The organism is Timonella sp. A28 (genome assembly GCF_051200815.1).
Classification (GTDB): Bacteria; Actinomycetota; Actinomycetes; order Actinomycetales; family Cellulomonadaceae; genus Timonella.
Genome location: NZ_CP195159.1, coordinates 1,437,728 through 1,452,079 on the forward strand (window position 1 = coordinate 1,437,728; position 14,352 = coordinate 1,452,079).

11 protein-coding genes are annotated in these 14,352 nt (G+C 51.9%); 7 read left to right on the forward strand and 4 right to left on the reverse strand.

What is annotated here, in order from left to right; translation table 11 throughout:
* Positions 1-100 precede the first annotated feature (100 nt).
* From ACR9EC_RS06710 to ACR9EC_RS06720, 3 genes are all read right to left on the reverse strand, one after another.
* Positions 101-1,642, reverse strand: a complete 1,542-nt coding sequence (locus tag ACR9EC_RS06710) for an NCS2 family permease (RefSeq protein ID WP_435298472.1) — start codon at positions 1,640-1,642, stop codon at positions 101-103.
* A gap of 202 nt (positions 1,643-1,844) precedes the next feature.
* Positions 1,845-3,143 carry a DUF3027 domain-containing protein gene (locus ACR9EC_RS06715; protein WP_435298473.1) on the reverse strand — a complete coding sequence of 433 codons (1,299 nt, stop codon included), beginning with the start codon at positions 3,141-3,143 and terminating at the stop codon, positions 1,845-1,847.
* 6 nt (positions 3,144-3,149) lie between these two features.
* A complete protein-coding gene (locus ACR9EC_RS06720; RefSeq protein ID WP_435298474.1) occupies positions 3,150-3,533 on the reverse strand; it encodes a cold-shock protein in 384 nt (127 codons plus the stop codon).
* A 178-nt stretch (positions 3,534-3,711) separates the two neighbouring features.
* On the opposite strand from ACR9EC_RS06720, the gene ACR9EC_RS06725 reads away from it, so the two are divergent.
* From ACR9EC_RS06725 to ACR9EC_RS06755, 7 genes are all read left to right on the forward strand, one after another.
* Positions 3,712-6,084: a helicase-associated domain-containing protein gene (locus tag ACR9EC_RS06725; RefSeq protein ID WP_435298475.1), complete on the forward strand. Its 2,373-nt coding sequence runs from the start codon at positions 3,712-3,714 to the stop codon at positions 6,082-6,084.
* Positions 6,085-6,144: 60 nt separating this feature from the next.
* Positions 6,145-7,800 (forward strand): DNA repair helicase XPB, encoded by a 1,656-nt coding sequence (locus tag ACR9EC_RS06730; protein WP_435298476.1) that lies wholly within the window; start codon positions 6,145-6,147, stop codon positions 7,798-7,800.
* A 194-nt stretch (positions 7,801-7,994) separates the two neighbouring features.
* Positions 7,995-8,573, forward strand: a complete 579-nt coding sequence (locus ACR9EC_RS06735) for an NYN domain-containing protein (RefSeq protein WP_435298477.1) — start codon at positions 7,995-7,997, stop codon at positions 8,571-8,573.
* Between the two features lie 116 nt (positions 8,574-8,689).
* Positions 8,690-9,409 carry a response regulator transcription factor gene (locus ACR9EC_RS06740; RefSeq protein WP_435298478.1) on the forward strand — a complete coding sequence of 240 codons (720 nt, stop codon included), beginning with the start codon at positions 8,690-8,692 and terminating at the stop codon, positions 9,407-9,409.
* A gap of 77 nt (positions 9,410-9,486) precedes the next feature.
* Positions 9,487-11,040, forward strand: coding sequence for a sensor histidine kinase (locus ACR9EC_RS06745; protein ID WP_435298479.1), 1,554 nt, complete (start codon positions 9,487-9,489; stop codon positions 11,038-11,040).
* Positions 11,041-11,234: 194 nt separating this feature from the next.
* On the forward strand, positions 11,235-11,975 hold the full coding sequence (locus ACR9EC_RS06750; protein ID WP_435298480.1) for an HD domain-containing protein: 741 nt from the start codon (positions 11,235-11,237) through the stop codon (positions 11,973-11,975).
* 142 nt (positions 11,976-12,117) lie between these two features.
* Entirely contained in the window at positions 12,118-12,408 is a 291-nt protein-coding gene (locus ACR9EC_RS06755) for a WXG100 family type VII secretion target (RefSeq protein WP_435298481.1), read from the forward strand.
* Positions 12,409-12,489: 81 nt separating this feature from the next.
* Here the strand turns inward: ACR9EC_RS06755 and groL are convergent, their stop codons facing one another.
* Positions 12,490-14,121 (reverse strand): chaperonin GroEL, encoded by a 1,632-nt coding sequence (gene groL / locus ACR9EC_RS06760; protein ID WP_435298482.1) that lies wholly within the window; start codon positions 14,119-14,121, stop codon positions 12,490-12,492.
* Between the last annotated feature and the right edge of the window lie 231 nt (positions 14,122-14,352).

Sequence of the window (14,352 nt, forward strand, 5' to 3'; positions counted from 1 at the left end):
GTGACAGGCACGTGGCTTTGTGGCTAACTCTGCACAAACATCCTGGCAGAAAAACGGTGGGGGCCGCCTAAACTAGGCGGCCCCCACCGTTATGAGCGTATTAAACGTTCAACGCATCTTGGATTGGGCCGAGCACAAAGTACACGATGAAGATCAGTGCAACGATCCACATAAGTGGGTGCACTTCCTTGTGTTTGCCACGCACAGCCTTGATAGCAGTCCAGAACAAGAATCCAGCACCAATACCGTCAGTGATGGAGTATGTGAACGGCATGATGATGATGGTGAGGAATGCAGGAAGTGCAATCTCAAAGTCATTCCATTTCACGCCAGTTACTTGGGTCATCATCAAGAAACCAACAAAGACAAGAGCTGGGGTTGCTGCTTCATTTGGCACAAGCGCGACAACAGGCGCAAGGAATGTGGAAAGCAAGAAGGCAATACCCGTAACGATAGGGGCAAGACCGGTACGAGCACCTTCACCAACACCTGACGCAGATTCAATGAATGCGGTGTTTGATGAGACAGATCCTGCTCCACCAGCAACGGCGGCAAGTGAGTCGATCACAAGGATCTTAGTTGTGTTTGGTGGGTTACCTTCCTCGTCAAGGAGGTCAGCTTCTGCACCAACGGCAACCATCGTTCCCATGGTGTCGAAGAAGTCCGCAAGAAGAAGCGAGAAGACAATCAGAATTACTGCGAGGATTCCAATTTTTCCAAAGGCACCGAAGAGCGAGAAGTTACCGATGAGGGAAAAGTCTGGCATTTGCAGCCACTGCTCTGGCAGAGTTGGGGCGTTTAGGCTCCAACCGTCTGGGTTGTCTGCGGCACCTGTTCCTTGGTTTTTTGCACCGATGGAAAGAGTCTTTTCCAGTACAACAGCAAGCACGGTTGCACCCAAGATCGACCAGAGCATCGCTCCTTTAACCTTACGTGCGGTCAATAGCACGATGGCGACAAGACCTAAGACGAATACCAGCATTGGAAGCGTGTCAATTGAGCCGCTGGTACCAAGCTTTACAGGCGTTCCAGGTTGGTTTCCGGGAATGTAGTCGAACATTGCTGGTGTGGTGACAAAACCAGCGTTAACAAGACCGATGAAGGCAATAAAGAGACCGATACCCACTGAAATTGCGGTTTTAAGGCCTGCTGGAACAGCCCGGAACACTGCGGTACGGAACCCAGTAAGAACAAGAACGAGGATGACGAGACCTTCGAGGACAACGAGGCCCATGCCGTCTGCCCACGTCATTCCCGGCATTTTTACAACTGTGTACGCGATGAGTGCGTTCAGCCCTAAGCCAGCAGCAATTGCGATTGGGTAGTTTGCGATAGCACCCATTGCAATGGACATAATCGCTGCAATAAGTGAGGTTGCTGCCGCGATAAGTGGAATACCGGCACCCGCTGCAGTTGGGTCACCTGTTGCTAGTTCGGCTCCGAGGTATGCGCCTTGGGAGTCTGGAGTAAACCCGAGGATAAGTGGGTTCAAGATGATGATGTAGCACATCGCGAAGAACGTGACTAAGCCACCGCGGATCTCGCGTCCGACTGTTGATCCTCGTTCTGTAATTTTGAAATATGTATCAAGGATGTTTTTGGGTTTACCCTTGGTTTCCGTTACGGATTCAGTGTTCGCCATGAGCATATTGTGCACCAAATATCCGCAAAGATTTAACCTTGTCTCGCTCTATATTCACGTCTTCTTTGTTGTAAAAAAGACAAATAACGTAAGGCAAGCGTTTAACTACCAATCGGAACTGATGCCTTCCGACTGGAAAGTAATTAATGTCACGCGTAAAAACCGCCCTGCACACAGCAGAGCGGCTCCCACATTAACGCACTTAATCGTCCGAACGCTGCGGCAAAGACTGTGCGATTCGATCTAAATCAGAAAGAACGTCCTCACGTGGACGAGCCTCCTGAGGCGTCTTTGCCTGCGGCAATTCCAAAGCTAACGGCGACCCTTCCGACCCGGCACTTTCTCCGGATTCCTTAACGGAAGGAACACCCTCAGAAGGTTCAGTTACCGATTCAGTTTTCGTTGCTTTACGCGGCTTGCCCTTACGAGAACGGCGCGCATTCTTCGCTTTCTTCGAAGGAGCCACCACTTCACCTAAAGAAGCAGCAATACCTTCCAACGTCACGTCCACTGGAGTCGCATCAACTGGAACCGACGGCTCCCCCGCCAAATCAGCGGCAATACTTTCAGGCGTAATCACCCATTCACCAGCGACCTCACGCGCGGTACGCTGCTCGCGAGGAGTCTGTGCATCGGATTCTTCAGACACTTCATCGACAGCATCACGTTCAGAAGCAGGCTCTGAGGCTGACTCTGATACGGGCTCTACTGAAGCAATCTCGTCAGCAGAAACCTGCTCAATAGAGACTTCATCAATGATTGGGTTGTTGTCAGGCCACTCAGAAGCACGATGTGGCACATCAGTTTGCGAATGTGCACCACAACCATGGCCAAAAGCGACGACTTTCCCGTCGTCCTCAGACCACTCATTCGTGCACACACCAAAAACCTGCCCAAGGGCGCCCTGCAAAGGAACAAAGAAACCACAGGAACCGCACGACGCGGCAGCTTGAAGAGAACCAGCAGACCGCGGCCCCTGACTACCTTCAAACCACCGTTTTGCTGTTTCGTCACGACCAGTCTGAGACAAGATTCGAGCGCGCGCTAATGCAAGTTCCCCAATAGCGACAGCGTCTTCGTCTTCATTACCTGAAGCAACATAGCCCTCAACAAGACGCGGGTCATCTTCTTTAAAGGGAAGAACATCCCCGGGCCCGAGATCACCAGGTTGCAAGCGCTGTTCCCACGGCAGCCATGCCGGAGCCAAAATCGCTTCAGGAGAAGGCAACAACGACACTTCACACACGGTTGCGACACGCCCACGTGGCACCCGCGCAAGTGTTACCGTCCAACGCCAACCAACATAGCCGCGCATCGTGCACACAAACTCATGCGCCATAAACCTGTCAGCCAACATATACGACCCAACATGTTCGCCAACATCGCGAACATTATCGGCCTCGTCCAATGCCGCTGCACGCGCTAAGTCAACGGCACCACCAAGCACCGAATCATACTTAGCCCGTACGCCCTTAGACGCTGTAACGCTGACATCATTCATAAATTATTAAGCCTCAATCGCATCTGCGACAGCGCGCAAAACACTCGCAGTCTTAGCAGCAGATTGCTTGTCAGGGTAACGACCATGACGCAACTGGTTACCCACAGCATCAAGCAATTTAATAACGTCTTCAACAACGACTGCCATCTCATCAGCAGGTTTACGCTGCGCACGAGCAACAGAAGGAAGTGGATCGATGAAGCGAACAGACAAAGCCTGAGGGCCTTTACGTCCGTCAGCTACACCAAACTCAACACGGGTTCCCTGTTTAGGTGCTGGCGAGCCCTCAGGGAGCGCAGAAGCATGCAAAAAGATCTGGTCGCCATCATCTGTCGCGATGAAACCAAACCCTCGCTCTGCGTCAAAAAATTTGACCTTACCGGTAGGCACTTTAACCTCGTGTACTCGTTGGGACAGTGTGGCGGTTCAACCAGTATGACCACCACGAATAAAGTTCTAGCAACCTACAGGATACCTGCCGAAAGTTTTCTTTGAACAATTAATACTCGCAGGTTGCCTCACAGCGAAACCCACACATATAAAAATCCTCACGAGTAAAATAGGTGAGATGGCCACTTTTACTGATGCACTACGCGAACGAGACGACGAAGCACTGGTCATGCTCTTTACGCTTCGCCCCGATTTAGCATCACCGTCACCGGGACATCTTGTATCTCTAGCAGCACGTGCCTGTAATGCCAGCAGCCAACAACGTGCGCTCTCTACCCTCAACACACGAACCATCGAATGCCTAGAAGCAGTCGTGGTGTTGACGTCTTTGGACATACCGGCCACGCATGAGGCAATCAGCCAGTCCATTCTGGGTACAACCTCATCGTCATCGGAACAGAACCTGCTCGACGAAGACATCCGTGTACTCGTCGCGAGCGCTTTGTTGTGGCAAGACGACAGTGTGTTTCGGTTAGCGCCTGGCCTTGAGGATGCTTTTTCTGGTTTTGTTGCTGGGTTTGGACCGCTTTCGCATAATCGTGTTGCGTGTGATCCATTGCCCTCTACTGCACCGTCTCATGCGGCGGACGTGTTGGACACGATTGTGTGGGGCCCTCCGGTTGCGCGTGTCCCGTCTCATTTGTTGTCTACGCGCCCTCATGCAGAGTTTTCTCCGACACATGAGGCGCTGCGTTGGTTACTGCTCAATCATTATGTTGAGTTGTTGGATTCCACGCATGTATATGTGCCTCGTCAGACCGCGTTTGCGTTGCGGGGGAACCGCACTCACGTAGGTTTGAGTGTTCCTCCTGCTGATGCTGTTGTGGAGTTTCTTGACGAAGAGGTCGTGAAGGTTGAGGCTGCTGGAGCGGCTCAAAATATTGTGCGGCTTGTTACCGAGTTGATTTCGTTGTGGGAGTTGGAGCCTGCGGCGCGCTTACGCAATGGTGGTTTGCCTGTGCGTGAACTCAAGCGGGTAGCAAACGAGCTTGATGTGTCTTTGGATGTTGCTGTGCGTGTGTGTGAGTTTGCGTATGCTGCTCGTTTGGTGCGTGCTGCTGATGCTGTGGGTAAAGATTTTGCGCCTACTGATCTTGCTGATGATTGGTTGCAGTTGGATGTTCCGGGGCGCTGGTCTGTGCTGGTGCAGGGCTGGTTGGCTTCGCAGCGGCAGCCGTGGCGTACTGGGCAGTTAGATGAAAAATCGGCGACGATTAACGCTTTGCATCCCGATATGCATGAGGCGTGGGTTCCTCGCCTGCGGGGCAGCATTATTGCGTTGCTTAAGCGTCATCCGTTGATGGCGTTTTCTGAGGATCTGGTCAGTCAAGAACTTGCGTGGCATGCGCCTCGTGCTGTGCAACGTCCTGATGCTGTTGCGGGATTATTGTTTGAGGCTGCGTTGCTGGGTGTCACAGGTAGTGGCGCGTTGTTGCCTGGCGCTGATTCGCTGCCTTTACATGATGCTTTGACTGCGGCTTTGCCTGATCCTGTGAGTGAAATATTTATTCAAGGTGATTTGACTGGCATGGTGCCGGGTCGTCCGAGTGCACTGTTGGATTCGCTACTTGAGGAGTGTGCAACTGTAGAGTCGCGCGGTGGTGCAGTTACTGTGCGGTTTACCCCTGAATCTATTACGCATGCTTTTGATAATGGTTATAGCGCGCAGGAACTTACTGACGAGTTATCAACGTATTCAGTGACTCCGTTGCCGCAGCCGCTCATGTATTTGATTCGTGATACTGAGCGCCGTCATGGTGTTATTCGTGTTGGGGCTCTCGCCAGTTATGTGCGGACAGCCGATGAGGCTACATGTGCGGCGATCCTTTCTGTTCCGGCGTTTGCTTCTTTGGGTTTGTTTGAGCTTGCACCAACAGTGTTGGGGTCTAGTGCTCCTATCTCTCAGGTGCTCACGATGCTCCGCGAGGCGGGGTTTGCTCCGGCCGTTGAAGGACCCGATGGTGCTTTGATTACGGCTGATCGGCAGAGCCCAAAAGTGCGGATTCTTACTCGTGAGCTTCGTGCTGCTGTTGATTCGTATGCTGGTGTGGCACGGTCTTTCGCTGGAGAAGAAGCACTCATTCAGGCAGGTTTTTCTTCTACGAAGCGTGGGATGAGTACGCAGCCTACCCAGCATTTTGTTGAGGTAGTACGTGAATTGCGTGCGGCTGAGGTGCCTGAAGTTTCTACGTCGGGCACTGCGGCTTTCCCGTCTTCTCGATCGTCTTCCGATAGTAGGTCTGCGTCTCCGTCGCCCGTTGCTGACGACGAACCATCATTGAGTGTTTTGACGTTGCGTGAGGCTATTTCTGATGGCGCCTTGGTGTCTGTTGCGTTGGCTGATGCCCGTGGCGCTCTGATGCATCGGGTACTTAAGCCTTTACGGTATGAGTCTGGTCGTTTGCGTGCTCTTGATCCAGAGCGAGAGTCTGAACTTACTGTCGCGATTCACCGCATTGCGTCGGTGACGCGTGTGTCGTCGTCACACTAGTTGTGTGCACATGTTTTTGGTTGTATGTTCCCGTCCACTTCCATTTCAAGGAGATTCGTTATGCCGAACGGTCCACTGATTGTTCAAAGCGATAAGTCGCTTTTGTTGGAAGTCGATCATGAACAGTTTGAGTCGGCTCGCCGCGCAATCGCACCATTCGCCGAATTGGAGCGAGCCCCAGAGCACATACACACTTACCGGCTCACTCCATTAGGGTTGTGGAACGCTCGGGCGGCAGGGTTTGATGCTGAAACTGTTGTCAACGTCCTCATTATGTATTCTCGCTACCCTGTACCGCATGCTTTGCTTGTTGACATTGCAGAGACCATGTCGCGTTATGGCAGGCTGCAATTGCTGTCGCATCCTTCGCATGGGCTTGTGCTGACTTCAACGGACCGAGCCGTCTTGGCTGAGGTGTTGAAATCTCAACGCACTAAAGGTCTTGTTGGGGACCGCATTGATGACGATACGGTGGCGGTTCACCGGTCAGAGCGAGGAAACCTCAAACAGGCGCTCATTAAGTTGGGGTGGCCTGCGGAAGACCTCGCCGGATATGTCGATGGTGAAAAACATCCGATTACTTTGTCTGGTACTGACCCTTCTCGGGGTGACACTCCGTGGAGCATGCGCCCCTACCAAAACCATGCGGTGGAGAACTTTTGGGCAGGCGGCTCAGGTGTTGTTGTGTTGCCGTGCGGTGCAGGAAAAACCATTGTTGGTGCTGCTGCGATGGCTAAATCTGGGACGACTACGTTAATCCTTGTCACGAACTCTGTGTCAGCACGTCAGTGGCGCGATGAACTTCTTCGTCGTACCAGCCTCACTGAGGACGAAATCGGTGAATATTCTGGGACGCGCAAAGAAGTTCGACCGATCACGATCGCCACATATCAAGTGTTAACGACTCGTCGTAAAGGCGTATACACACACCTTGAATTGCTGGATGCACGCGACTGGGGACTCATCATCTATGACGAAGTGCATCTCCTTCCTGCCCCGATTTTCCGTATGACAGCAGATCTACAGGCCCGACGGCGACTCGGACTCACGGCAACTTTGGTGCGTGAAGATGGGCGTGAAGACGAAGTGTTTTCGCTTATTGGCCCTAAACGTTTTGATGCGCCGTGGAAAGATATTGAAGCGCAAGGGTATATTGCGCCTGCTGATTGCTGCGAAGTGCGTCTGACGCTTTCTGATGCTGACCGTATGACATATGCAACCGCTGAGCCCGAAGATAAGTATCGGCTTGCTGCGTGTGCGCCCGGAAAAGTAGATGTCGTCTTAAACCTTGTAAAGAAGCATCAAGGGGAGCCAACGTTGATTATTGGCCAGTATCTTGACCAGCTTGATGAGCTCGCAGCTTCTTTGCAAGCAGATGTTATTACTGGTCAAACAAGCGTAAAGGAACGCCAACGACTCTACGATGCGTTTCGGGTAGGTGATATCTCGACGCTTGTGGTGTCAAAAGTAGCTAACTTTTCGATTGATCTTCCCGAGGCGTCCGTGGCTATTCAGGTGTCGGGGTCCTTTGGGTCTCGCCAAGAAGAGGCACAGCGTTTAGGGCGAGTCATGCGGCCAAAACAAGACGGCCGTACCGCACATTTTTATACTGTGGTTACGCGGGACACCGTGGATCAAGAGTTCGCTGCTCATCGGCAACGTTTCCTTGCAGAACAAGGGTATGCGTACACCATCACAGATGCAGAAGACGTGTAAAAGTCGCCTATCTGATTTAACCTGCGTAAAGCCCAGATGCCGCTGAAGTAACAAAGGCTCTCTAGTGAAACTTAATTCGTTAAATTAGGTAAAACACCATATATTTCCCTGTGGAAAAAATAGTGTGCCCTTTCACGACGCGTTGTTGTTCAAAAGTCCCGCTATTTTCCAGATACCGCAATACAGTTAAGAGTATGTCTTTAGATACCACGCGGTCGGGCCGCCGCACTTTTTTACTTGTTGATGGTGAAAACATTGATGCCACTTTAGGTCTCAATGTACTCGGACACCGACCAAACCCTGACGAACGTCCCCGCTGGGACCGCATTGCAGAGTTTGCTTCCGAAGTATGGGGGCAATCAGTCAACTCGCTGTTCTTCTTAAATGCGTCTTCGGGTCAAATGCCTATGGCATTTGTGCAAGCGCTTCTTGCGATGAGTTACCGACCTATCCCGCTTTCTGGTGCACCGCACGAAAAAGTTGTTGATATGGGTATTCAGCGCACTTTGGAAGCAATTGCCGACACGGAAGGTGACGTCTTACTTGCAAGTCATGACGGAGACTTCATCCCGCAAATTGAAGCTCTCCTTGATTCAGGACGACGTGTTGGACTGCTCTGCTTCCGCGAGTTCGTTAATGCACACATGGCTGCGCTCGAAGAAAAAGGTCTCGTGTTCTATGACCTCGAAGACGCGGTAGGAGCATTCAACACGATCCTCCCACGAGTACGCATCATCCCAATCGCCGAGTTCAACCCACTGCGCTACATCTAGTTTTCCCAATACGGTCCGGGGGTGGTTTCGACTACATAGAAGAAACCACCCCGCCTTGTAGAGACATCCCAGTTTGCGCACAGCAAATATTCAGATAAGTGGGGCATGCTTACAGTATGGTTACCCCAGAAGCACGCCTAGTTGTTGTTGACGACGAGCCGAACATTCGTGAACTGCTCGCCACATCGCTGCGCTTCGCCGGTTTCGAAGTATTCGCGGCAGACGACGGTTCCAGCGCTATCGAACTGATCTCAAACACAGAACCTGATCTTGTTGTGCTTGACGTCATGCTGCCCGACATGGATGGTTTCACCGTCACCCGTAGGCTTCGCGAAAAAGGGATCCATACACCCATCTTGTTCCTCACCGCACGTGACGACACCTCAGACAAAATCAACGGCTTGACAGTCGGCGGTGACGACTATGTCACCAAACCTTTTAGCCTTGAAGAAGTTGTCGCTCGTATCCGAGCAGTATTACGGCGCACCCACAAAGTTGAAGAAAGCGACGCAATCCTACGCTTCGCAGATATTGAACTCGACGACGACTCCCATGAAGTAAAACGTGCCGGGATCTCCATCGACTTATCCCCCACCGAATTTAAGCTCTTGCGCTACCTCATGCTTAATTCGGGTCGAGTCTTATCAAAAACCCAAATCCTTGACCACGTGTGGGACTACGACTGGGGCGGCGATGCCAACATCGTTGAGTCGTATATTTCCTATCTGCGCCGCAAAGTCGACAACATTACGCTTCCCGACGGGTCCTCTGTCGAACCCCTCATCACCACAAAACGTGGCATTGGGTACTTGTTGCGTAAGCCCACAGCACGCTAAGTCACGCAGTCATGCACTCGTATTCCCATCCCCCACGAACTGACGCGAAATCCACGATCCGCTCGTTTCTCGCGAGCATGACGTTGCGTTCAAAGCTAGCCGCCATCGTCATGATCATTTTGCTGTCTGGCTTAACGCTCGCAACAGTGCTGACGTCCACGCTGTTACGTGACTATCTCATCAAGCAAGTTGATAGAGACCTCAACACTACGTACACAGACATCTCTAATCAGATCATCCAAGATAAAACGGCCCTGCTCTCTATCGACTACTATCTTGCATTCCAGTTTTATGGTGAACCTATGCAAGCGTGGTACACGGAATCCACCAAAGAATCCCGCAGCATCCCTGACCTCAGCGCATATCTCACAACAGAACCTGGGCAATCTAAAGAAGTGCCGAGCACTCCTTTCACCACTCACGCTGTCCTCAGCACAACAGAATGGCGCGTACTCCACCGGCATATCAGAGATGGCCAAAAAAATATCATCGGTGAAGCATTCGTTGCTCTGCCACTCACCAACACGTACGCAATCGTCGACCAAATTCAACGAGTGTTGATCCTATCGGCACTGTTCATTACTGCTTTCGGTGGGGTTCTCGGAATGCTGGCTGTACGCAGGTCATTACGTCCATTAGAAAATATTGAAAAAACTGCCGCGCAAATCGCACAAGGTGACCTCACTCAACGAGTCGAATCGTCCCCACAGACCACGGAAGTCGGCAGCCTCGCCCATTCGCTTAACACCATGCTTGAGCAGCTTGAAGAGTCATTCACTGCCCAAGAAGCATCCGAAACACGCATGCGACAATTCGTGTCTGATGCTTCGCACGAATTACGCACGCCTCTTGCTGCGATTCGCGGGTACGGTGAGCTCTATCGTATGGGCGCGTTACAAAACAGCGAAGCGTTAGACGACACTATGCGCCGCATAGAAGACAGTGCGACTCGGATGGGCACACTCGTCGAAGATCTACTGCACCTTGCTCGTCTCGACGAACGCAAAGCAATGAAGCATGAACCTGTTGATTTAGCTGTTCTTGCACTCGATGCTGTCAGCGATTTACATGCGCTCGATCCCACGCGCGACGTCAAAATAGTTGATATCGATTCAGGCAACCCACACTCACGCACGATAGTTCTCGGTGACGAAGATAAATTACGTCAAGTCTGTGCAAACCTCATAGGTAACGTCGCACGGCACACCCCCACAGGATCTCCTGTAGAAGTCGCGGTAGGGAGCCGCATGTATCAGGCAACTCCTGCGCCTATCCACATACAAACAAGTGCACATGAGGAATCTACCCTCGCCTCTGAAGAAGCTAAGACTCGCTCGTCCGACGAACGGCCCCCTCTTCTTGAAGCTGACACCACCCCACGTGAACATGTCATAGTCGAGGTTCGCGACCATGGTCCAGGTATCCCCGCTCAACACGCCGCGCGCGTTTTTGAACGTTTCTATCGAGTTGATTCGTCTCGAAATCGTAAATCTGGCGGCTCTGGATTAGGGCTAGCTATTGTGTCTGCGGTCGTTAACGCCCACGACGGAGAAGTCAGCGTTCATGACACGGCTGGGGGCGGTTTAACTGTCCGAATAGCGATTCCGGCTTTTTCAGATTCTGACGTTTAATTTTCACCATATGCGCAGGTGAAAGCGGTCAACACCCTGAGATCAACCAAAAGGGGGACGACAATGTCATGGAACAGTACTAGCATGGCTCAATGGGTCGCATTTTTGTCTTATTTTCGATTGCGTAACATTAATGCTTCCTGCAGTTAATCTTGTTTGATTAATTGCACATACACGCCAGTCAAAGGGTCAACATGTTTGCTGAGACTACTGAGGCTCCTCAGTGGCTCCTATCCTCATGGATTCGTAGTTGTCAGGCAGCCGGAGCTACCGCCAACGAGCCAGAGCTCGTCGCTGTATGCCGAGATCTTCTTGATCGTTGGGGTGGTGAAGAACGAACCTATCATGGCCTCAAACACCTTATCGATGTGCTTTCACACGTTGATGAACTCGCGGCAGAAGCAACAGACCCAGACCTTGTACGACTTGCAGCGTGGTATCACGGCGCTGTTTTTTCGGCTGCCGCAAAACTTGCATATGCTAGCGCGGCAGGTGAAGACGAAGTAGCCAGTGCGGCACTCGCGCGAAAACAACTCATTGAGCTAGGCATACCAGAACATCGCGTCGACAAAGTTGCAAACATGGTCACTAAACTTGTGCGCCACAAAGTCGTGAAAGCTGACACCGATTGTGCCGTGCTAGTTGATGCAGACCTCGCAATTTTGAAGAGCGACCCGCAACGTTATAAGCAATATTTGTCGGCTATCCGAGCAGAATACGCGCACATCCCCACCGAGGATTTCTTGCGTGCACGCCTGCGGATCGTCTCCAAATTACTTGAACGCGAACATCTATTTTCAACTGCTGCTTCATTGACGTGGGAAGACGCTGCTAGGCAAAACCTTGTTGGTGAACAAGCCCGACTCGTTAAAGAGTTGGCACGAGTTGAAAAAGAAAAAGCGTTGACGGCAGAACAGCACACAGAAGCAAAGTAACTAACTGTTAGTTACGTTTTCCACAGGCTCGTTTGTACATGTGTGTCCACCTGATGTGGGTCGTTGTGCATCACTACGCCCACACTCCACGTGGTTCTCCTAGGCTGAACGCGTTACCTACACGCTTTCACAAGGAGAAGTCATGTCCGTATTTGCTGTCGATACCAATCAAGTCGAACAAGCAAGCGCCAACGTGCGCCGCTCAGTCGATTCCATTCGCGCTGAAGTAGCTGCCATGATGTCACATCTCACCAATCTGCAAGGCACGTGGAAAGGCGAAGCAGCTATCCAATTTCAAGAGCTTTCTGGGACCTGGCACACAACTCAAACCCAAGTAGAAGCAAGCCTGGAATCCATCAATCGAGCTCTTGACGCAACGGCTGCAACCTACCTTGATGCAGAGGCAAACGTGCGCGGATTCTTCCGCAGCTAATATACAAAAATCCGCTGGCGCACTGCATGCAGTGCGCCAGCGGATTTTTACGTATGGTCAAGCATCTTTTCCGTTAACGGATTAGAAGCCCATGTCTCCCATGCCTGCACCTTCTGGCATTGCTGGAGCCGGCTCAGGCTTGTCAGCAACAATTGCCTCGGTGGTCAAGAAGAGAGCCGCAATGGATGCAGCGTTCTGCAATGCGGAACGGGTTACCTTCACTGGGTCATTAACACCAGCAGCAAGAAGGTCCTCGTATACGCCAGTTGCAGCGTTGAGGCCTTGACCTGCAGGAAGTGAACGTACCTTCTCGGCAACTACGCCACCTTCAAGACCAGCGTTAATCGCGATCTGCTTGAGTGGAGCATCGATTGCTGCGCGAACGATTGCTGCACCTGTTGCTTCGTCACCCTCGAGTGAGGTGAGAGCTTCAGTTTCGAATGCGCGTGCACCAGCCTGAATCAAAGCAACACCACCACCGGCGACGATGCCCTCTTCAACTGCTGCCTTTGCGTTACGCACAGCGTCTTCGATGCGGTGCTTGCGTTCCTTGAGCTCAACCTCTGTTGCTGCACCAGCCTTGATGACTGCTACACCACCAGCAAGCTTCGCGAGACGCTCTTGGAGCTTTTCACGGTCGTAGTCAGAGTCAGACTTCTCGATCTCTGAACGGATCTGTGAAACGCGGCCAGCGATTTGGTCTTGGTCGCCTGAACCCTCAACGATTGTGGTCTCGTCCTTGGTTACAACAACCTTGCGTGCTTGACCGAGGAGGTCAAGAGTTGCAGTTTCGAGCTTGAGGCCAACAGTCTCGGAGATAACCTGACCGCCGGTGAGGATAGCGATGTCCTGCAAGATAGCCTTACGACGGTCACCGAAGCCTGGAGCCTTAACAGCAACTGATTTGAAGGTTCCACGGATCTTGTTCAAGACGAGAGTTGCAAGAGCTTCGCCCTCTACGTCTTCAGCAATGATGAGGAGGGAACGTCCCTGCTTCATTACTTGGTCAAGAAGTGGAAGAAGGTCCTTCACGTTCGAGATCTTGGATTCAACAAGAAGAACGTATGGGTCTTCGAGGATAGCTTCCTGACGCTCTGGGTCAGTCTCGAAGTAGCGTGCAAGGAAGCCCTTGTCGAAGCGCATACCCTCGGTAAGTTCGAGTTCAAGTCCGAAAGTGTTGGACTCTTCAACGGTGATAACGCCTTCTTTACCCACCTTGTCGAGGGCTTCAGCGATGAGCTCACCGATTGCACGGTCACCAGCAGAGATAGCAGCAGTAGCTGCGATCTCTTCTTTGGTCTCTACCTCTTTAGCAGCAGTGTGAAGTTCAGTTGTAACAGCTTCAACGGCTGCCTCAATACCGCGCTTCAGTGCGATTGGGTTTGAGCCTGCTGCAACATTACGTAGACCTTCGCGTACGAGTGCCTGAGCGAGAACGGTAGCTGTGGTTGTTCCGTCACCAGCAACGTCGTCAGTCTTCTTGGCAACTTCCTTAACGAGCTCGGCACCAATCTTTTCGAATGGTTCTTCGAGTTCGATCTCCTTAGCGATGGACACACCATCGTTGGTGATCGTAGGTGCGCCCCACTTTTTGTCGAGCACAACGTTGCGGCCCTTTGGACCAAGGGTTACCTTCACGGTGTCAGCGAGGGTGTTGAGTCCACGCTCCATGCCGCGACGAGCTTCCTCGTTAAAAGCAATTAGCTTTGCCATTTGGGGATTTTCCTCCGCTTGTGGCTGGTTATGGTTCATGATGCCCGCGACGGACGAAAAGCACGTTGCCAGTTCACGTCACTGGGCGCACTTTCCTCATCATTGAACCGAAGTCTTTTAGCACTCACACCAAGGGAGTGCTTAATACATTATTGGCACTCTACCCCTTCGAGTGCAAGGAGAATGCGTGTGAAGTATTGATATTTCGCTGAGGGCAAGCCTGCTGCGCGA